General features: G+C 59.9%; 18 protein-coding genes. 11 read left to right on the top strand and 7 right to left on the bottom strand.

The genetic code is table 11. The features are described 5' to 3' along the window. The first annotated feature begins 237 nt into the window (after positions 1–237). Positions 238–1,074, top strand: a complete 837-nt coding sequence (locus H1B37_RS01785; RefSeq protein WP_286177315.1) for a hypothetical protein — start codon at positions 238–240, stop codon at positions 1,072–1,074. Continuing rightward, entirely contained in the window at positions 1,052–1,252 is a 201-nt protein-coding gene (locus tag H1B37_RS01780) for a hypothetical protein (protein ID WP_182864898.1), read from the top strand. Before H1B37_RS01785 ends, H1B37_RS01780 begins: the two co-directional genes overlap by 23 nt. A gap of 67 nt (positions 1,253–1,319) precedes the next feature. Here the strand turns inward: H1B37_RS01780 and H1B37_RS01775 are convergent, their stop codons facing one another. The 3 genes from H1B37_RS01775 to H1B37_RS01765 form a co-directional block, all read right to left on the bottom strand. Continuing rightward, positions 1,320–2,117: an SDR family NAD(P)-dependent oxidoreductase gene (locus H1B37_RS01775; protein WP_182864897.1), complete on the bottom strand. Its 798-nt coding sequence runs from the start codon at positions 2,115–2,117 to the stop codon at positions 1,320–1,322. A gap of 29 nt (positions 2,118–2,146) precedes the next feature. Beyond that, complete coding sequence (gene hflX, locus H1B37_RS01770; protein WP_182864896.1) at positions 2,147–3,526, bottom strand: GTPase HflX; 1,380 nt, start codon at positions 3,524–3,526, stop codon at positions 2,147–2,149. 412 nt (positions 3,527–3,938) lie between these two features. Continuing rightward, positions 3,939–4,541: a MaoC family dehydratase gene (locus H1B37_RS01765; RefSeq protein WP_182864895.1), complete on the bottom strand. Its 603-nt coding sequence runs from the start codon at positions 4,539–4,541 to the stop codon at positions 3,939–3,941. 312 nt (positions 4,542–4,853) lie between these two features. Here H1B37_RS01765 and H1B37_RS01760 point away from each other — a divergent pair, with 312 nt between their 5' ends. Beyond that, on the top strand, positions 4,854–6,119 hold the full coding sequence (locus H1B37_RS01760; RefSeq protein ID WP_182864894.1) for an FG-GAP-like repeat-containing protein: 1,266 nt from the start codon (positions 4,854–4,856) through the stop codon (positions 6,117–6,119). After that, positions 6,116–6,472 (top strand): nucleotide pyrophosphohydrolase, encoded by a 357-nt coding sequence (locus tag H1B37_RS01755; protein WP_182864893.1) that lies wholly within the window; start codon positions 6,116–6,118, stop codon positions 6,470–6,472. The genes H1B37_RS01760 and H1B37_RS01755 overlap by 4 nt, the downstream gene beginning before the upstream one ends. A gap of 452 nt (positions 6,473–6,924) precedes the next feature. Here H1B37_RS01755 and H1B37_RS01750 read toward each other — a convergent pair whose 3' ends face one another. The 3 genes from H1B37_RS01750 to H1B37_RS01740 all read right to left on the bottom strand — a co-directional run bounded on the left by H1B37_RS01750 (position 6,925) and on the right by H1B37_RS01740 (position 10,017). Further along, entirely contained in the window at positions 6,925–7,704 is a 780-nt protein-coding gene (locus H1B37_RS01750) for a class I SAM-dependent methyltransferase (RefSeq protein ID WP_182864892.1), read from the bottom strand. 62 nt (positions 7,705–7,766) lie between these two features. Next, complete coding sequence (locus H1B37_RS01745) at positions 7,767–8,294, bottom strand: hypothetical protein (RefSeq protein ID WP_182864891.1); 528 nt, start codon at positions 8,292–8,294, stop codon at positions 7,767–7,769. A 241-nt stretch (positions 8,295–8,535) separates the two neighbouring features. After that, a complete protein-coding gene (locus tag H1B37_RS01740) occupies positions 8,536–10,017 on the bottom strand; it encodes a hypothetical protein (RefSeq protein ID WP_182864890.1) in 1,482 nt (493 codons plus the stop codon). Between the two features lie 833 nt (positions 10,018–10,850). On the opposite strand from H1B37_RS01740, the gene H1B37_RS01735 reads away from it, so the two are divergent. The 7 genes from H1B37_RS01735 to H1B37_RS01705 all read left to right on the top strand — a co-directional run bounded on the left by H1B37_RS01735 (position 10,851) and on the right by H1B37_RS01705 (position 18,025). Then, positions 10,851–11,297: a type II secretion system protein GspG gene (locus H1B37_RS01735; RefSeq protein ID WP_286177314.1), complete on the top strand. Its 447-nt coding sequence runs from the start codon at positions 10,851–10,853 to the stop codon at positions 11,295–11,297. Between the two features lie 65 nt (positions 11,298–11,362). Next, positions 11,363–11,992, top strand: coding sequence for a pilus assembly FimT family protein (locus tag H1B37_RS01730; protein WP_182864888.1), 630 nt, complete (start codon positions 11,363–11,365; stop codon positions 11,990–11,992). Beyond that, positions 11,992–12,495: a type II secretion system protein gene (locus H1B37_RS01725; RefSeq protein ID WP_182864887.1), complete on the top strand. Its 504-nt coding sequence runs from the start codon at positions 11,992–11,994 to the stop codon at positions 12,493–12,495. The genes H1B37_RS01730 and H1B37_RS01725 overlap by 1 nt, the downstream gene beginning before the upstream one ends. Continuing rightward, the gene (locus tag H1B37_RS01720) at positions 12,492–13,469 is read left to right on the top strand and encodes an MlaD family protein (protein WP_286177313.1); all 978 of its coding nucleotides are present in this window, start codon (positions 12,492–12,494) and stop codon (positions 13,467–13,469) included. The genes H1B37_RS01725 and H1B37_RS01720 overlap by 4 nt, the downstream gene beginning before the upstream one ends. Before the next feature lie 35 nt (positions 13,470–13,504). Continuing rightward, complete coding sequence (locus H1B37_RS01715; RefSeq protein ID WP_286177312.1) at positions 13,505–15,157, top strand: type II secretion system minor pseudopilin; 1,653 nt, start codon at positions 13,505–13,507, stop codon at positions 15,155–15,157. A 112-nt stretch (positions 15,158–15,269) separates the two neighbouring features. Continuing rightward, positions 15,270–16,853, top strand: a complete 1,584-nt coding sequence (gene pilM / locus H1B37_RS01710; protein WP_182864885.1) for a type IV pilus biogenesis protein PilM — start codon at positions 15,270–15,272, stop codon at positions 16,851–16,853. Further along, positions 16,850–18,025 (top strand): cadherin repeat domain-containing protein, encoded by a 1,176-nt coding sequence (locus tag H1B37_RS01705; RefSeq protein ID WP_182864884.1) that lies wholly within the window; start codon positions 16,850–16,852, stop codon positions 18,023–18,025. The genes pilM and H1B37_RS01705 overlap by 4 nt, the downstream gene beginning before the upstream one ends. Before the next feature lie 612 nt (positions 18,026–18,637). Here the strand turns inward: H1B37_RS01705 and H1B37_RS01700 are convergent. After that, positions 18,638–20,812, bottom strand: a complete 2,175-nt coding sequence (locus tag H1B37_RS01700) for a sigma 54-interacting transcriptional regulator (RefSeq protein ID WP_286177311.1) — start codon at positions 20,810–20,812, stop codon at positions 18,638–18,640. Positions 20,813–20,880 lie beyond the last annotated feature (68 nt).

The raw sequence follows: 20,880 nt of genomic DNA, 5'->3' as shown, positions 1-20,880 counted from the left end.
CAAACTGGGTGATTGGCGGTTTTCATGCCGAATTCGTTGACACTTGATTTTCGTGGTAACTATACTTCCGGAGGTGCGGAATGGCGGTCGATGCGAGTGCATCCTGTGTTTCCGCAAGGATATTCCACCATGGGCACCATGGCTTATCGTCGCCCATAAACCCGGCATTTTGTCGCCAAACCCCATCCCGATTCGACAACGTGTTCGGACCGCTCCTGTCAAAGGAAAGCTCCTAAAATGACCTTACTTGGGAAGTCGTTTACCGTCATCATTTTCCTGCTCAGCCTGTCCTTCATGGTCTTGGCCTTGGCGGTCAATGCTTCACATCGCAATTGGCGCGATGTTGTGTTGGGGCCGAGCGGATACAAGGAACGCATCGAGGCAATTTCTCGCGAGAATGAGCAGCTGGAGGACGCCAAACAGCGTGCTCAAGCGGCACTCAGCCGCGAGCAAGTCGCCCGCCGAACCGCTTTGGCCGCCCTGCAAACCCAGCTGGACCAGTTGCAAGAAGAACTGCAGCTGCGAATCAGTTCGGTCCAAAAGCTCGAAGGCGAACTCTCCAACCTGGCTCAGGTGGACAAGATCCGAGCCACCGAGTTGCAAACGCTGACCGACACGACCGCGAAACTGCGTGATCAGGTTCGCAAGGAACAGGAAGATCGCGACGCACTGTTCGCCCAGACGTTGGTGCTGCAAGACAAACTGAACGAAGCCCGCGGCGTCCGGCTGGAATTTGAAACCCGTAACCTGGCGTTGCAGAAAGAGCTGACTCGATTCCGTGAAGTCGCCGAGCACTTGGGAATCGACCCGAATGAACCCTTGGATGGTGCACCGCCGGAACGAAATGGAAACGTCTTGGTCATCAATCGAACCAAGGGTTTGGCCGAAGTTTCGATCGGGATGGACGATGGGATCCGCCCCGGACACGAATTGGAAGTGACCCGGAAATCTCGCTACATCGGACGCTTGAAGGTCTTGAAAGCGACCCCCAACCGTGCCGTCGGCGAGATCATGAAAGACTACAGCGAAGGATTTATCTTGGAGGGTGACCGTGTCGACACTTCCATCGACTGAGGGTGGCAAACAGCCACCGAGCGTCTACACCGTCATGCTCGTGCTGAGCATGGTGTTCTTGTTGATCGCCGTGATTGCAATGTGGATCGAACTGCGACGATGGGCGCCGGATTATTTCCGAACCAGCGGCGCCAACCCGATGGTCCAAGTCGTCCACGACGTCGACCACTTCGCCTAAGATTCCGTCTGGCAATACGATTCGGGTCGCCGGTAGTGGACGCCCCGAAAGCCACCGGCGGCTTCCGCTACTTGCCGGCCCGCTTTCGCAGCACCCAGTTCATCAGCGATGGACAAATCCGGTCGGCGTACACGAGCAGTTTTCCGCCGACGCTGAGCACGACTTCGGCGCGTCGCTTTCGGATCGCCGCCAATGTCGCAGCGGCAACCCGTTCGGCCGGCCAACTGCCGATGCTTTTGGAGGTCGCGCCGGAGTCCGATTCGACCAACGTGTCGAAGAACTCGCTGCGTGTCGTGCTGGGACTGACCAACGTCACCTGAACCGACTCTGCGACCAGTTCGGCGCGTAGGGCGTCACTCCACCCGTGCATTGCGAACTTGCTGGCACAGTACTCGGACTTATCCGGTACCGCTCGGTGTCCCAAGACACTGCCGATGTTGCAAATCACCGCATCACCACTGGATTTCAGGTACGGCAACAATCGGCGAGTCAGCTCGACGGGGGCAAAGAAGTTGACCTCCATGATTTTCCGCAACCGCGATTCGTTCGCCTGTTCGAATGGCCCGATCCCGCCGATCCCGGCGTTATTGACCAACAGGTCCAGCGTGCCGCCGTGCGATTGAACCATTGATTCGATCTGCTCGCGCGTGTCCGGGGCGGTCACGTCGCCGACGATCGGCAACAGCATCTCGTCGGCGACCTCGCGACCGATCTGGTCGGCCAGATCCTGCAGCCGGTCTCCACGGCGAGCGACGGCAATCACGCGGCACTGGCGCGCGACCAATTGCTCGGACAAGCTGCGTCCGATCCCGCTGCTGGCGCCGGTGACGACCGCCAGTTTTCCGCTCGGATTCCAGTGCGCCACGGCAACCGTCCTGTGGTGACAGCGCCGCGTTAGGCGACGTCGGTGGCCGGTGTGTCGACAGCCGGTGTGTCGACAGCCGGTGTGTCGACGGGAGCATCAACGGCGGCCTCGCGGGGCGCGAACGAGCCGGTGCCAGCCGGCCGGATCGAGACGGCGGACTTGCGTGCCGGCCCCATCGCCGCGACGGGCATCTTGACGCGGACCTTGACCACCTCGGCACCGTAGTGCTGCGAAACGATCTCGCCCTTGGCTGCCAAATACGCCAACAACTTACCGTCACCCGGTTCGACTTCGATGTCCAGATCCAGAAACTCACGGCCGAGTGCTTCGCCGACCGCTTCGGTCAACATTTCGACTCCCTTGGCGCTCTTCGCACTGACCGGAATCGCGTTGGGATAGCGATCGAGCACGCGATTCAACATCGCCGGTGACTTGATCGCATCGATCTTGTTGAGCACCAGCAGCGTGTCCTTCTCTTCGATCTCCAATTCGCTGAGCACCTTGTACACGGCACTGATCTGGTCGAACACGTTCGGGTTGCTGGCATCGGCGACGTGAAGCAGCAAATCCGCTTGGCGCGTCTCTTCCAGCGTCGATTTAAAGCTGGCGACCAACGAGTGCGGCAAGTCGCGAATGAATCCGACCGTATCGCTTAGCAGCACCGTGCCCCAATGTGGCAGGTACCAACGCCGCGTGCGGGTATCCAACGTGGCGAACAATTTGTCTTCGGCCTGCACACCGGCGGCGGTCAGGGCGTTCATCAACGTGCTCTTCCCGGCGTTGGTGTAGCCGACCAACGAAACCGTCGGCGCCTCTTTCCGCGAAGCGACTTGGCGCTCGCGACGTGATTCAACCTTGCCCAATTCTTGCTTCAGGTCATGGATCCGTTTTTGAGCCAGCCGGCGGTCGACTTCCAACTGCTTTTCACCCGGGCCCCGCATGCCAACCCCCATCGCCTGACGCGACAGGTGAGTCCACATCCGCTTCAACCGCGGAAGCGAGTACTCCAGCTGTGCCAGCTCGACGGCCAAACGCGATTCATAGGTTCGCGCCCCGGCGGCGAAGATATCCAAAATCAACTCGGTCCGGTCGAGCACCTTGGCGCCGATCGCTTTTTCAAGATTTCGGATTTGTCCCGGAGTCAGTTCGTTGTCAAAGATCACCACGTCGGCCTTGGTCTTTTCGACCAGCAAACGCAACTCTTCGACTTTTCCTTTGCCGAGATACGTGCCGTGTTCAGCCGAAGCACGACGCTGGATCAATTCGCCGACCACCTGGGTGCCGGCCGTGGTTGCCAATCCGTGCAATTCCTCGAGCGGATCTGCCGGAGCGTTCGTGTCGGGCAGGATCAATCGTGCCAAAACACTTCGTTCCGGAGTGTCATCACTGACGTTATGTTGTTCACGCACTTAGGGAATCGTCCTCCTTAAAAAGGTCGGGTCACTGCGGACACCTCTATTATAGCTGAGCAAGTCTGGCACGGTCTGCCAGGCGCTCTCTTCCGGAGCAGCTCTCATGCCAACCGCCAGAAAACTGGCACCATTTCGGCCGGATTGTACGGCTTTTGAGGGTAAATCCCAAAGGATTTTTGACAAGATTTCAACATTGCCAGCTCCCGGGGACTCGCCACCGGATGCCCCTCCAGACCCGTTTGGCGGTAGCAGGGTTCGCGTGCCACCGACAGCGCCGCGTGACGACTCCCACGGACGCCCCCCAGTACGACGTCTTTTCCAGGTCGTCGCGGTGAGTCCCACGGACGACGGCCCGGAAGGGATCGTCGTACAAGCGAAAAACAGACTCAGCACCTCGACCAATCGCGATTCAGCGTGGCTTTTTACGACCGCGCGCGTTGGAGGCAACCAGCGTGACAAAGTAGCCCTCTTGGACGACGCTGCCGGCTTCGTTGACCAACTGCCGCAACCAACGCACCTTCACGGCGCGACGGCCGTGGGGTTCGATTTCGACAATTTCATTGCGTGCTTGAACGCGGTCGCCCAGAAAGACCGGGGCGACAAAACGCCAGTCCTCGACCGAAACAAACGCCAGCGTGGACGCCTTGGGGTGATTGGTCCCCAACCCCGCCAGAATACTCAGCCCCAACAGACCATGGGCGATCGGTTTTCCGTAGGGAGACTCCGATCCCTGGTCACCATGCAGCCCTGTGTGGTCGCCGGTCAAATTCGCAAATTCTTGGACGTCGTCCGCAGTGACCTGACGCATCTCGGTCGTCCAGACGTCACCGACGGTCAGGTCCTCGGCGTACAAGGTGCGATCGGGCGAAACGAGCCCCTGCGACGCGGGCTCTCCTGCCGACGCCACGCCACGTTTGGATGTATAAACCTCGCGATCCATTTTGGGGCCCCGCCGACGTGCCGTTTGAACATTGCTTTCCGCGTCAACTTCAACGGCACTTGATTCGATCATCGGATCCACGGCAAACTCTCAGGACAGATGGGGGGCGACGCGCGTCGACGTGCGACGGCTAACATCATGCCGCATTCGGCCCCGACTTCCTAGGATTGCGATGCAACATTCTGTCGTTTTTCCTCGCGTTTTTGGATATTTTTGGATTGCGGCGTCCAGGGAGATCAAACCGACTGGGGGGCGAAGGCAGACTTAGTAAACTGATTTCACTCGGTCGCGTGCCGTTGCGTTTTCCGCCTAAGATAGAATAAAGGCGTATGGAACGCCGTACCTGTTGAATTGTCGCCCCTCTCCCCAGCTGCGAATCCCGCCATGAGCACACGGTTGCCCGTTCGTCTCTTTCTCGCCCTTCCAATCCTCGTCACCCTCGCGTCGGCCGTCTGGAGCGACGCCGATGCTGGCAAACCGGTCGAGTTCACGGTGCGGATGCTCGCCCTGGATGCCAACGAAGGGATCGCCGCCGGTGACGTCGACGGCGATGGGGTGACCGACCTGGTGGCCGGCCGCCAATGGTACAAGGGCGGCGACTGGGCGGCACGCCCACTGCGCAACATCGACGACTGGAACGGATACGTCCAAAGCAACGGCGACTACCTGTTTGACGTCAACGGCGACGGACGTTTGGATGTCATCGCCGGATCATTTCTGCCGACCGAAGTCTTCTGGTACGAAAATCCCGGCGACGAGGCGTTGCGGCTGGGAAAGCAATGGCCGGCACACCTGCTAAAGGACACCAAGAAGTCGCAAAATGAAGGCCAGTTATTTGAAGACCTGGACGGCGATGGGCGTCCGGAATGGATCGTCAATAGCTGGAAAAAGGACTGTCCGATGATGGTCTATCGGCTGGTCGATCGCCCCGCTGGCAACGACGCCGCGGCCGACGATCGCAAGCTGGGGGCGAACGCCAACGGCGGGAAAAAGGCGGCCGCCAAATCGGGCCAGCCCGCCAAGTATGCCCTGGCCGGACACATGCTGGGCGAGTCGGCCAACGGACACGGGGTCGCCGTCGGTGATTTGAACGGCGACGGGAAAACCGATGTGCTGGTCGGCCAAGGCTGGTACGAACAACCGCAATCCGATCCCTGGGGCCAACCCTGGACCTTCCACGCCGACTGGGACCTGCACAGCTCGCTGCCGATGATCGTCACCGACCTGGATCAAGACGGCGACAGCGATTTGATCATCGGCAAAGGCCACGATTACGGGCTGTCCTGGTGGGAACAAACCGATCCGGACAAGCAAACCGGCAAGCTGGACTTCACCGTTCACGAAATCGATTCCAGCTACAGTCAGCCTCACACGCTGGCTTGGGTCGACCTGGACGGCGACGGCAACAAAGACCTGATCACGGGGAAACGCTACTACGCCCACAACAGCCGTGACCCCGGTGGCACCGAGCCGCCGTGCCTGTACTACTACACCTGGGATCAAGAATCCAAGTCGTTCCAACGTCATACGATCGACGAAGGTCACGTCGGATGTGGACTGCAGATCGTCGCCGAAGACCTGAATGGGGACTCCAAAGTCGACATCGCGGTGGCCGGCAAAAGCGGCACGTATCTGTTGCTGGCCCAATGAGTCGGTCCGACGCCCCGTCCTCGCTGACGCTTCGTCAAGCGCAAGACGATGTCGACCGCTGGATTCAAACCATTGGCGTCCGCTACTTCGACGAACTGACCAATCTGGCTCAGCTGGTCGAAGAAGTCGGCGAAGTCGCCAGGATCCTGTCGCGAACCTGCGGCGAACAATCCTACAAGTCGACCGACCGGCCCGGTGAGTTGGCCGATGAATTGGCCGACGTGTTGTTCGTCACGATTTGCCTGGCCAACCAATCCGGCATCGACCTGACCGAAGCGCTGCGAGCGAACCTGGAAAAGAAAACCTCACGCGACAAGGACCGCCACCGCAACAACGAAAAACTGCGGGAATGAATTTCCATCGCGAAGGATCGCCAACGGCCTGTTGATTGAATCGAATCCAGGATGCCGATGCCAGACGCGACGTTTGGCCTTCACCCGCCCTCGTAGAGGTCGTGCGGTTTTTTGGAATTCACCCTCCCTGGCAGGAGGGTCGAGCGCAGCGAGGGGAGGTCGAACGGTGAATCATCGAACCAACTTTCGTCCTCGGATCACATCGAAACGCAGATCAACCCTCCTCGCGTCGTCGCCTACTCCTCCGCGACCCTCCCCGAGGGAGGATGAAGGCGTAAACGCCTGGACTATCAAAGATAAAAACCGCACGACCTCTGGAAGTGAGAGTGCCTACGCGTGCTTGATGGCACCATTCCGCTCGGCCTGGCGTATCGGAAGAATCATCAAGCCGCCAAGAGTTCGCAGTGGAGGGGCGGTCACCCACGGGGCGTCGCAGACCTTGCCGACTTCCGCTACGGGGCGATCTTCCGCAACACGAACAGCCCTTCGAGCAACTCTTTGTCGAACGGCAGCGGGTCGTCGATGTCGTAGGCAAAGTCGAATGATTCGACCAACTCGAATCGATCGCTGACCTTTTTGAACAACCGTTTCAGCTGGGTGGGCGTGTACAGCCGAAGTGGAAATTCGCTTTGAATGCGGATCACTTCGCCACTGGATTTGACCGCTCGCAATTTGACCCGCAAGGTTTCCAATCGCTTTTGGGCGTCGGTGTGTGGCACGCTGATCGTCGTCGACAACGTCGTGCCGGCTTGACGCGTTTTGAAACGCTCGACCACCGCCTCGTAGTCTTCTTCGGGCACCAAGTGCATGCCCAAGATGTAGATCCCGCCGCTGGCCAAACAATCGGCCATGCTGTGCAAGTGGGCCAGCGCATCCTTTTCGGTCAACAGATGCCGAAAGGTGTTGTACGTGCAAAAGGCGGCGTCGAAGGGCTTGTCGAATTCCAACTGCGTCATGTCGCCCTTGACGCACGTCGCGGTCAAACCACGCCGCTTCAACTTGCGGCGCATGTAATTCAACATCGCGTCGCTCAGGTCCAAGCCCGTCGCGTCGTAGCCCTTGGCAGCCATCGCGACGACCAGCCGTCCGCTGCCGCAACCGGGTTCAAACACACGCCGCACGCGGCGGTCGGCATAGCGTTGGAAGGCTTCTTCAAAGAACGCGACTTCGACCGGCGTTTCTTCCCGAAACAGCATGTCGAAATATTGGGGGTGGTCGTACCAGTTAGCCAAGAGTTTTTGCCCAGGTTGTTTGAATCGATCAACGCAAGCACGTCGACTTAGTTTTCTGCGTTTTAGGGTGCTGCGTTTTCGCTTTCCGAACCCGGTCCGGAAGCGTTGTCCTCAAGAGGGACGATCTTCCCGAACAGGTGGCCGCCGTGTTCACCGTGCTGCCACGTCCCGGCGTAGCGCGCGGCATCGGGGCCGGCTTGGATCAAGACCCTTGCGTCGAAGGTCCCCATGCCGGGAATCCAAAGCGAATCCAACGTGATCACCGGCGTGTTGCCGGACCAAAGGATCTTCAAATCCATCGGCAATTCCTGGTCGACGTTGCCGTACTTGATCCGCGCGGTCAAGCGATACAGATCCGCGGCGGGCAGTTTTTCACAGGATTTGATCGTGTAGGTTTCCGTCTTCGGCGTGCCGTCTTTCCCGTCGACGGTGAACTTGCCGATGAACTGCGTCCCGCTCAAGTAGGCTGCCAAGCGGGTCTCGCGCTGAGTCGGTTCGTCTCCGCATGCCGGGGCAGGCGAGACTGCCACCGAATCGATGACCCCCAAAACCAGGAACGCGAGTGACAGATGGAATAGACGGGTCGTCATGATGGCACCTCGAATAGGAACGATACAACGCCACCAGTTTAACGTCGTCCAACGGTCCGATAAGAGCGGCCGGCGCGGATCGACGAGGAAAAAAAAATGGGATTGGCGATAACACCAATCCCAACACGTCGATCCCAAAACCCCAGAAAGCTAGGCGTCACGAAGCGCGCGGCGAGCGTGGAAAAATACTGGGAATCCACCTTCTGGCGAAGGTAGCTACGTTTGCCCGATGCGAAACGACCTACGGATTGACGATCTCGTTGGTCCGTTGAACGTTTTGCTTTTGATTCTTGTACATCTCCGGCAGGTTGACCGGTCGGCGGCGTGGGGGGCCCGGCACGGGTTCGGGTTGCCAGTCTTCGGCACGCACGGCCGAGCCGAGCGGTGTGGTCAACGAATCATCCAGCGTCTTGAGGTAGGACTGCAGCTTCCAAGCGGGAATCACCGTGACCCCGGCTTCGGTCGCTCGCTGTTTGGCTTCCCCGAGCGCGGCCAATTCGGCTGCGGCAGCGTCCTCGTCGCGGCCTTCGATTTTCGGCGATTCACCGACGACCAGGAAGCGAACGCCGGGATCAATGCGTCCGGTTCGTTCACCGTTGTCGGCGATTTCCGCCCCCGCGGCCTTGATCATGCCTTCCAGAATGTCGTTGTCCGGACGACCGTCGTCATCGATATCGATGCCACCGGCCAGCGCGATCCGCACCGTCCGTCCGGGAGCCCAGAAGGGCGAGTAGACGGCGTCGCCTTCGATGATCGGATTGCCGACTTGCGGCATCGCCACCACGCGAGCCTCTGCCAAGTGCGGGCCGAGGATCTTGGTCACTTGGATGGACGCTTTGATGTCCGCATCTTGCAGCCGAGTGGTGTCGTCACGATCGATCACGCCGAAGGTGATTCCCGGCCGCAACGCGTCGGCCGATCCGAGGTTAATCGAGACGATCTTGCCGCCTCGCAAGACGTAGCGGATTTCACCTTGGACGGTTTCGAAGCGGCCACCGCGAAGCTTGTTTAGCTCCAATTTCTGGGTTTCGATCGTGTTTTCCAGGGTCTGGGTCTGTTGGACCAGTTGGTTACGTTCCAGTCCGGCCTTGCGTTGCAACTCTTGCAGTTCGCGCTCGCTCTTGGTCTTGCTGTCCTTGGCACGTTCCATTTTGGTCAGCATGTCGTTGCGGTAGGCGGTGAATTGAGTCCGTTCGTCTTCCAACTGCTTGGCCAGATTCTCTCGCTCCTCTTCGGCCTTGGCCTGAGCTGCGCGGGCGGTTTCGACGTCCGTGGCCGCTTGGGCGCGGATCTTGTTGGCGTCATCGCGGGCGACACCATATTGTTCGTTTCGGTCGCGAATGGCGTTCATGAAGTAGTCGACCAACGCGCCGTAATGACGATCCTGGATGCCGACGTCCTGGCCGAACACCTGCATGTCGTTGTAGAACTGGGTGGTCAACGTATCGAATTGGGCGTCACCGCTGCTGCTATTGGCGAACGAATCGAACTTGTCCTGGGTCATCTGCTCAGCGCCCAGCATTTCCATCATCGTGATGTTCTTCTCCTCGGCGGCTCGCAGACCGTTTTGAACATCGGTCAAGCGGCCGGCGATGGTCGTCCGTTCTTCGGCCTGACCGCTCCCCCAACTCCAGAGGATGAAGTTCAGGGCAAGAGAGAGGACCAGCAGAATCAAACAAGTGATTAAGCTGCCGCGAATGACTGAATCGTCGCGTGCCGCCATGGCAAAATTCCGAGCGATAAGTGGAGAGGACGGGAGAAACGGAGTGGATGGACGAGCCGCTGGCCGACCGGCGATGTCCAAAAGACGGCGCCCATCGGCAAGATTTCCACCCACAGAATATTCACTAGTCTGCGTCATTCTAGCGTTTCTGTGCCAGAAACACCGAGCTTCCCGGTCCGACAGGACGGGTTTTATCGCCCCGTGCGGTCGAGACATCCGGCCCAGACGCATGTTTCCTACGGTAATCGGCGACAACCGGGTCGGCCAGCGAATCGGCGATTCCGCTTTTTTAGGTGCATCGGTGCCTCGTGACACCGCCCATGCCCCCGGAGGACATCCCTTCTGGGTTGTCCCGTCGTCGCGACACCCGCCCGTTAGCGGAACCCCGGCCACCCACCCGAGCCGCAGCGACACTCGCCAGCGAGCTGTCGATCTTAATCGCAACCGAAACAATCGTGGGCCGATGGCGCTAGTCCAATCCCACCTACTTCATGAGCCGACGAATTGAGACACAATGGCGGAACCTTTGGCCGGGCGAGCGGTTAAGATAGGAAGTGCCGCAAACGGTCGCCCCGTGAGGCTGGTCGGCTGCGGTGCCCCGGCCAGATCACCGGTCACGAGCCCAACCGCTCGTCCAAAGGCCCGCTGACTTGCTCAGGCCCGCCGGACTTGCTCAGGCCCGCTGACTCGGAGAGATTGACCAGGGGTCCCCCCCTCGAACACTCCGCCAGCAATACCAACGGGCAGCGATCGCCGCCAAGCCATCGATGCTCCCTCCGGCGATCGGCCTTTCCCCTTCCGGAACAATCCCACAACTCATGCAAATTCGATCCATGCCACGTCCTTCGTCTCTCCCGGCCGCTTCCAATCGTCGTCGTCGACATCGCCGCGCCGCCCGTCATGCGTTCACGCTGCTGGAACTGTTGCTGGTGCTCGCGATCCTGGTCGTGCTAGGCGGTATTGTCGCGGTCAACGTGGTCGGGACCGGCCAAGCGGCCAACGCCGACGCCACCGAGGCCCAATTGAAGATGTTGAAGTCCAACATCGATATGTTCCAGATCCGCATGAACAGCCTGCCGCAATCCTTGGAAGAACTGCGCGACGGGCCTTCCGACGCGGCCAAGAAGGCGAAGTGGGTTGCGCCGATCATCACCGAAATCCCCAAAGACGCCTGGGGCAATGAAATCGACTTCAGCGTCAACGGCAACAGCTACGAACTTCGCAGCGCCGGCATCGACGGCCAGAAGAACACCGAAGACGACATCGTCGTCACCCCGTAAGACGCCTGCCGCAACAGTGATGATCCACGACGATCACGATCCGACAGCACTCGTAGAAAATGTTGATGGCAGACAGTGATCGCACGAGCGAACGACGACGCGGTTTTACGCTGCTGGAGCTGTTATTGGTCCTGGCGATCATGTCGGTGCTGGCGTCGATCGTACTCCCGCAAGTCGCCTGGTTGTTGGGCGACCGGCGGATCGTTCGCGGCGCCAAATTGATCCGCGAAGAATTGATCCTGGCTCGCGTCGACGCGATGCGACAAGGTCGGATCTTGATGGTCGACGCGATGCTGGAATCCGGGCAACTCCGCGTGCAACCCTACTTTTCCATGGCCGACTCGGTCAACGCGATCGACCAAACAGGCACCCAATCGGCGATGTTGTCCGGAGCCGAACAGGGTCAGGTCGTGCCCGCGGTCCAGGATGAATCAGAAATCCGTCAGTTGGAATTGCCCGACGACGTGGTGGTTAAAAGCGTGTCGGTCGTCTCGGCGGCCCGCGCGATGGAAATCCAGCAGGCGACGATGAGCAACCAGGCCGAAGGCTACAGCCAACCGATTCTGTTCTATCCCGACGGGACGACCAGCACCGCCGCGGTCGTCCTGTCACATCCCGAACACGGCCAGATCACCGTCAAGCTGCGCGGGATCACCGGTGACGTCACAATCAGCGAAGTGGGGCCGAATCAGTAATGCGATCCCACCCGCTCAAACAGACGCCTCCTCAACGCCGACGCGCATTTTCGCTGTTGGAAATGCTGTTGGCACTGGCCATCTTGGGCAGCAGTTTGGCAATCCTGGCACAAATCGCCGGGACCGGAGTCAGCGCCGCCCGCGAAGCCCGCGCGCTGGCGACGGCCAGGATGATCTGCCAAACAAAACTAAGCGAATTGTTGTTGAACATGCAGGCCGGGCAAACCCCGACGACGATCATCGAGGCGCCGGCCGAATCGTTCGATAGTGCGTCGACGGAAACCTACGTCTATTCGGTCGAGATCTTGCCGGGACAGCTGGACGGCCTGCTTTCGCTCCGCGTCAGCGTCATCGCCCGCGCCGGTGACGGCAGTGAACAACTCGCCGCGTTCGCGCTCGACCGCTGGGTGATCGATCCCGCGCTGGGGCTGGAGGAGGCCGAGGCGGAAGAAGAGGCGCTGCGTGAAGAAATCGCCAGCGGCGGCGAGGAGCCGGTCGCATGAGGGTCGGTCACACCACTCGAATCTCGTCGAACCGATCGCGCTGGGTACCATGTCGCCGATGCCGACACGGCTTCACCCTGCTGGAACTGTTTCTGACGCTTTCGTTGGCCGTCGTGCTGATGACGCTGGTCAACGCCGCGTTTCGGTTCTACGCCGTTGAAATGGATTCCAGCGATCAAGACATGCGGCGGACCATGTTGGCTTCGGCGGTGATGCAAATGATCGAAGACGACTTGCGGGCGTCGCTGCATCCGGTCCCGCTGGACACCAGCGCGCTTGAAACCCTGTTGGCCAGCACCGCTTCATCCGCCACCGGCGGCGGCAACACCGGCGGTGATCCGGGTGCCGCCGAGGCCGCCGGTATGGAAGATCCGGCGTTGGAAGAGGATGTCGTCACGTCGGTCTCCGGCGTCGCGGTGCTGCAAACCCCCGGATTGATCGGCGACCAATACCAACTGCAAATCGACACGAGTCGGCTGCCCCGCCTGGAAGAGTACACCGTGTTGATGGACGTCGATCCGGGCAACCTGGCCGATTTGCCCAGCGATCTGAAAACCGTGACCTACTACGTCCAAGCATCCGATGCCGTCGGGATCGATGACACGCTGGCCAAGCTGGACGCCACCGAGTCGACCGGCGGCGGCTTGGTCCGCCGCGTGCTGGATCGCTCGGCAACCACCTTCGCGTCGACCTCGGGCAACCTTTCGGCGCTCGGGCAAACCGGCGAATTGCTCGCCCCGGAAGTCACCGGCATCGAGTTTTCTTACTGGGACGGCGTGACCTGGCAAATCGAATGGAACAGCGATGAATTCGGCGAGCTTCCCTTGGCCGTGAAGATCCAAATGGCGATGCTGGATCCCTTGGTCCCCGAAAGTGAACAAGAACCGCGACTGTTCTCGCACGTCGTCCGGCTGCCGATGGCCAAACCAATCGAAGAAGAAGAGGAAGAGGATCTCTCGGGGGCCGGTCTGTGATGTCAGCATTCGATTCATTGGCGAAGCGAAATTCATTGTCGAAACGAACGCCGCGCCGGCGGCGCGGTTTTTTCCTGGTGTTGGTCTTGCTGGTCGTCGTCGTCGCCACGCTGTCGGTTTACTCGTTTACCGGCGTGATGGTCGCCTATGATGACGCCGCGTACTTGTCAGGCGATCTGGTCCGAGCACGGGTGGCGGCCGACTCGGGGGCCGAGGCGATTCGTTTGATCTTGGCTCAACCCAAGATGATGCGGGACGAAATGGGGGGCGTGTACAACAACCCCAATTTGTTTCAGGCGGTCGCGGTTTCCAATCAAGACCCGGCCAACGTGTGTGACTTCTCCGTCCCCGCGCCGGACCTGAACGAAAACGGCATGCTCAGCGGAATCCGCTTCGGGCTGCAAGACGAATCGGCGCGGTTGAACTTGAACACGCTGACGGTTCTGGACGAAAACTCCGACGGCTTGATGGCAGCGCTCAGTTTGATGTCCGAGGAGGACGCGGCGGGGGAGCTGCCCGACAGCATCGCCACCGCATTGCTATTGGCGTTGCCGGGGATGACCGAGGAGATCGCCGATTCGATCCTGGATTGGCTGGATGAGGACGACGAGGTCCGGCCCTACGGTGCGGAACTGGAATATTACAGTGGTCTGCCGACGCCCTATGAACCGACCAACGGTCCGATCAACAGCGTGGAAGAATTGCTGTTGGTCGCCGGCATGACTCCGACCCTGTTGTTCGGTGCCGACAGCAACCGAAACGGGATGTTGGACCCGGACGAACAACAACGTTTTAACGTCAGCGTCGACACGCCCGGCGCGCTCGGTCTGGCGGCGTACTTCACCATCCACGGCCAAGAAGCGAACCGGCAGCGAGACGGATCGTTCCGCGTGAACATCAATTCCGACGACTTGGAAATCCTGTACGAGGACCTGAACGAGGTGCTCGGTGACGAGGTCTACGCCAGTTTTATTTGTGCCTACCGGATGTCCGGCGCCCCGTCAACTTCGGCGGCCGCTGTTCCCGGCGGAGACGTGGAAACGGAAACGGGATCCGACGGCGGCGTTTGGACGGCCGACCTGATGGAAAACTTTGACTTGTCGGCCGGCGGAAGCATTCAGTTCAACCAGGTGTTGGACCTGATCGACGCCACCGTCACGGTCGGTGGAGGTGACAACGCGGTAACCTACCGCAGCCCCTTTGATCTGTTGACCGCCGGCGTCTATCTGCCGCTGATCATGGACAAACTGGTCACCAGCGATACTCCGGCGATGCCCGGCCGGATCAACGTCAATGAATGTCCCGCCGAACTGCTTTACGGCATTCCGTTTTTGACCGAAGAACAAGTCGGTGCGATTCTGGAAGCCCGCGGCACCGAATCGGACGACGAAAATCGACTCTACGAGACTTGGTTGATGGTCGAGGGCATCGTGACGTTGTCGGAGATGAGAAACCTGGTGCCGCTGTTGACCGGCGGCGGCGACGTCTATCGGGCTCAGATCGTCGGCTACTTCGAATCGACCGGCCTGGCCCACCGCCAAGAAGTGATCATCGACGCGACCACCGTGAATCCCAAAATCGTCTCCTACCGCGACCTCAGCCATCTCGGGCGGGCGTTCGACGTCTCCGTCCTGGGCATCCGCAACGTCGCCGCGGTCGCCGGCGATGAGCCTGTCCCCCAGCAGTAGATGGCGGCCGAACAGTCGCCCAACAGCGATCGGCCAATCGAACAACCTTTCCGCCAGCAATCCTCCCCGACGCAAACCATGCCCTCAGACATTCTCCGACTAGACTATCACCATGCCTAAACGAATAGCCCTCGACTATGACGATCGCGAATTGCGGATCGTCGTCGCCAACTGCAGCGGTTCCAAGGTGCAGGTGACCGACGCCCAGGTCATTCCGATCCCCGAAAACGGTTCGGTGTCGGAGAAACTGCGCGGCTACATCACAAGCGAGAATCTGCAAAAGACAGAAACGCTGGTGGCGATCGGCCGCGGCAAGGCGGAGTTGCGCGAGTTGCAACTGCCACCGGTGCCCGAGGACGAGTTACCGGACATGGTGCGATTCCAGGCGATCCGCAGTTTTGCCTCCGCCAGCGAGCGCGCGATCGTCGACTTTTTGGTGACCCGTCGCACCAACGAAAACCACACGTTGATCGCCGCAGCCGTCGCACCGGCGGAAATGGACAAGGTTCGCGAGCTTTGTTCGACATCGGAACTGTTGCCCAAACGGATCGCGCTGCGTCCCTTGACCGCCGCGTCACTGTACCTGCGAACGCAAAAGCAGCCATCGATCTGTGTGATGATCGACCTGCTGACCGACGACGCGGAAATTGTGATCGCCCGCGACGGCAAAGTGATCTTTGTTCGAACGGTGCGTTTGCCCTCGGAGGAACGACATCGCAGCGGCGCGATCGCCAGTGAGCTACACCGCACGATGGTGGCGTGCGGTGAAACCTCCACACCGGACCGCATCGTGGTCTGGGGCACGAGCGGTGTGCACGCCGGCGACATCGCCGCGATCAAGAACACGATCAATTGCGAAGACGTCCAAGCGGTCAACCCGTTTGATCTGGTCGGATTGCAGATCGATCGCGAGGCGCTTCCCGAACATGTCGGCCGACTCGCGCCCCTGGTCGGATTGCTCGCCAGCGACGAAACGGCTCCGGAAACCCTGATCGATTTTCTGAACCCACGCAAGAAGCCGGAAGTCGAACCGGATCGCGTGCGCCGCATCCTGATGATCGCCGGACCGATCGCCGCGGTCTTCTTGATCGGGTTCTTTATCTATCGTCAATTTGCCGAGTGGGATCGAAAGATCACAAACGCAACCAACGAAGTCAACTTGTTGTTGCCTTCGTCCGAAGCGGCCGATGAGAGCATCGCGAGAACCGAAACCATCGACCAGTTCCTGGACGCCGATGTCAACTGGCTTGATGAGATTCGGCGGTTGGCCGAAAAGGCACCGCCGAGTGACAAGATGATTGTCCGTAACATCTCGGGAACCGCCAACATTCGCGGCGGTGGCGGCACGCTGCGGGTCGTCGGCGCCGTCACCGAACCCGGCGTGATCGACGAATTGGAAGCATCGCTCCGCGACGAAACTCACGCCGTCGTCGGCAAGGGATCGCAAGAACAAAAGGACCAAGACGCCTACTCGTGGACCTTCACCGAATCTGTCGCGGTCTCCGGGGAAACGGTGCGCAACACACGATACTCGCGGATGACAGAGCAAATGCTGCAAGCGGAATCTGAAACCGATGCCGCCGACACAGAACCGCCTGCCGAGTCGGCGCCGGCAGACGAAACGCCCGCAGAAGCAGAATCTTCCGAGCAGGAAACACCTGAAAACGCCACCGAATCGGCGGAGGTCCAAGCATGAACCAACGTGAACGAGTACTAGCGATTCTGGTCGGCGGGCTGTTCGTCCTGGGTCTCGGCCAGTGGGGATTCACCAAGTACAAGACCGCGATCAAGCAGCGACGTACGCAATACGAATCGCTGCAGGAGCGACAGGTTCAACTTGCCGAGAAACGCAACCAGGGTGCGCTGGCCGATCGCCAGATGGGCGAGTATCTGGTGCGATCGGTCTCCAGTGACGTCGAACGGGCCCGCAGTGATTACCAAAGTTGGTTATTCGATGTCGTGGAGACTCACAACATCCAAGACGCCAAGATCGACAGCGGGCGGACCGCACCGATTGGTGACCTCTATCAACAGATGACGTTTCTGCTGACCGGGCGTGCCGAGGCGCCCGAGATTTTCGACTTCATGCACGAGATCCAGTCCAAGGACTACCTGCATCGGATTCGCGAATTCGACCTCAAACCTTCAAAGACCGAGTCGGGGTTCACGATCAGCATGACGATCGAAGTCGCTTCGTTGAGGAACGCGCCGGTCGATGCCAAGCCCCCCGAAACCGATGCCTGGCGTGTCGACCCCGATGCGTTGGCCTACAGCGAACCGATCTTGAACCGCAACCTGTTCGAGCCGCCCAACCGCCCGCCGAGCTACGGCGGCAGCAAAACCATCGAAGTCACCAAGGGACGCAGCGAATCGGTTTCGTTGGTTTTCAAGGATGCCGAACAGCACCGATTGTCGTATGAGTTGGTCGATCCGCCGGAGAACATTTCGATCGACCAGCGCAGCGGAACCCTGCGAGTCAGTTCGGACGAGCTGACGGAGTTTGACATCAAGGTGCGCGCGACCGACGACGGTTATCCGAGGCGAACGGTTGAGGAGACGTTGTTGGTGAAGGTGGTCGATCCGCCGCCGCCGCCGCCACCGGAAAAGCCGCCGCTGGAGTTTGACGATGCCAAGCAGACCTACCTGACCGGATTGGTGCAGGGTGCCGACGACTGGACCGCCTGGATGAACGTCCGCACGCGTGGCACGACACTCAAGTTGCGCGTCGGCGACGAGTTCGAAATCGGCAGCGTGCGTGGCGTCGTCGAATCGATCGACGCCGACCGCGTGAAGATCAAGATCGGCGACAAGACCATCACCCTGACCAGTGGCGGAACCCTCAAATCCGCCGTCGACTCGGTCGAGTGAGTATTTGATGACGGTTGGTCAAAAGATTTGCTGGTCAAAAAATCGAAGGCCCTAGTAAGGCGGGTGCCAGCAAACGCGGCCTCCCATTTTTTGACCACTCCATTTTTTGACCAATTGCCATTCCAATTGGTGCCACCCACCAATCACGCGCCGGGCGACGCCCCACGCGTGAAGCCAGGGGAGATAGGACCTATGTGACCTAGGGGACAAATGTGACTGGCCACGTGGTTGAATATCCGGCAGCGTCCTATTGGTCCTCTACGTCCCATTGGTCCTATTTCCGCGTGCCGCCAATTGGTGCCACCCGCTTTCAATTGGTGCCATCCACCATCTCGCTCTCAATTGGTGCCATCCATCATCTTGTTTGCTAGCAGAGAAGCTGAGTGCAGCCCAGGGTTGGATTTGCTAGCAGTCGCTCAGTTGGTGCTGGAGTGCGATAGATGGGTGGCACCAAATTGGCGAATCGACAGGAGAAGGATGGCAGAATGATGCGGGGCAGAATGATGAAGACGGACCAGCATCTATCACATCATTCTGCCCCGTATCATTCTGCCTTCACTCTGAGACACACGGCTCTTGGCGATGACAGGCTGGAAGCCGATCCCACCGGGGCTACGATTCTCGGTTGAATTTCTTGAGCTTGCGATCCAGCGTGCTTCGTTCGATGCCCAGGATCGAGGCGGCTCGGCTCTTGTTGCCGTCGGTGTGGCGGAGCACGCGTTCGATGTGGGAACGCTCCAGGTCGGCCAGGGAAATCTCCACGGGCGAATTCGCGGTCGCAGAATCGGCGTCCCCTTTCCCAGCCGACATCGCCGGCGTCAGCAACAGGTGCTCGGCGTCGATCGTCGTTCCCGCATTCAGTACGACCGCGCGTTCGATCACGTTACGCAATTCACGGATGTTCCCCGGCCAACGGTAATCCAACAACATCCGTCGCGCTGGCTCGGTGATCGTCGTGATTCGCCGTCCCATCTGTTCGTTAAACTGAGCCAGAAAATGCTCGGCCAACAGCAGGATATCGCTGCCGCGGCTGCGTAGCGGTGGCACCAGGATTTCGACCACATGCAAGCGATAGAACAGGTCTTGGCGAAACTTGCCTTCGGCTACCATCGCTTGTAGATCACGGTTGGTCGCCGCGACCACCCGCACGTCGACTTTGATCGGACTTTGCCCCCCGACACGTTCAAACGGATGACCTTCCAACACGCGCAAGAACTTGGCTTGGATCTCCGCATCCATCTCGCCGATTTCGTCCAACATTAACGTGCCACCATCGGCCGCTTCGAACTTGCCCTGCTTGCGATCGGTCGCGCCGGTAAACGCGCCCTTCTCGTGGCCGAACAATTCGCTTTCCAGCAAGGAGGGCGACAGTGCGGCACAGTTCATACAAACCAGCGGCGCCGACGCGCGTCCGCTGGCATGGTGGATTGCCGAAGCCACCAATTCTTTGCCAACCCCGGACTCACCACGCACCAACACCGTCGCGTTGGTCGGCGCCACCAGGGCGATCTTTTCAATGATGTCGCGGACCGCATCGCTTTGCCCGACGATCTGAACTTTGCCGCCGATCTGTTTTTGCAGCGTCTGGATTTGGCGTTGGGATCGACGGAGCGAACGATCCAGTTTCCCGCGGACACGCAGGTTGCGCAACGACTCAGCCAGAATCTCCGCGACCGCCAACACGAACTCCAGATCGCGCGGCGAAAACACGGTTTCTTTGTCAGTCGTCAGCAGGTGCAACATCCCCAGCACCTTTTCTTCGCGATCTTTGACCGGTGCCAAGATCATGCTGACCGCATCGATTTCGCCGCGGCTGTTTTCGGTCGCCAACGTTCGGTCGCCGGCGACGTTCCGGGCCAAGATCGCTTGCCCGTCCGGCCCGATCACGCTGGCAATCGCGGTGTCTGCCGGACGCCGGTAGCTGCTCGATCCGAGCGCCGAATCGTTTGCATGACGCGTGGCCACTAAAACCAAGTTCGAGGAATCGGCCGCCGAAGTGTTGCCGGACGATTTCTGTGATTTCGTTTTGACGACGAAGGCCCCGGCGCTGCGGAAGGGAATCGAAGCGGCCAGACGATCCAAAACCAGTTCGATCGCTTGGGCGGCCGACTCGGCACCGGCCAATTCGAATGCTAACTGCAGCAGCGTCGCCCGCGCCGTTTCGGTCTCCGCCGATGCGTCTTTGGCTCCGGCATCTTTGGCTCCGGCATCTTTGCCCGCGGCGCGAAACGGCTTGGTTTCCAGCAGGTCGCGGTGCAGGTATTCGCTCTTGGCGCGACGATCGGTGATCGACGCCGCCTCCATCGCCAACGTCAAGTGATCCTCGGTCGCACCGGCCGGCAGCGGCGAGGCGGCGGGCCCCTCGGCCGATTGAATCTGGTGCACGAATTGGAGGGAGTACCCGGCGATTTCGATTTTGTCGCCGTCGGCCAGCTTGGTCGGCGAATCGATCCGACGTCCCGAGACGAACGTGCCGTTGCGGCTGCCCAAATCCTCGATCATCCAGCCCTCGGGGGACGACCAAACGCGGGCGTGTTGGCGGCTGGCCCGTTCGCTGCGGATCGCAATGTCGTTGGTGCTGGATCGTCCCAGGATGACTTGCGCGGGCGCCGAAAGCCGAAAAACATCACTCCAGCGGCCGGCGGATTGGGTCACCAGGTACCCGCCATCGATGCCACCGGCGGGGACAAACGCATCGTGCTTTCGTGCCGCCCCCCCGTTCATCGACAGGCTGCCGGAGGCGGAATCGTCGCCGTGCGGCGGCAAGGTCATGCTGCTGTCACTCAAAATGCTCGGATTCCCTGGAAATTGCGGAAAGTCCCTGGAGAAGAATGCCAGCCGATTAGTTTACCAGA

This window comes from Stieleria mannarensis, assembly GCF_014154935.1.
Taxonomy (GTDB): Bacteria; Planctomycetota; Planctomycetia; order Pirellulales; family Pirellulaceae; genus Stieleria; species Stieleria mannarensis.
Note: the sequence above shows the minus strand (reverse complement) of the source record. Positions and strands in the feature narration are given on the sequence as shown.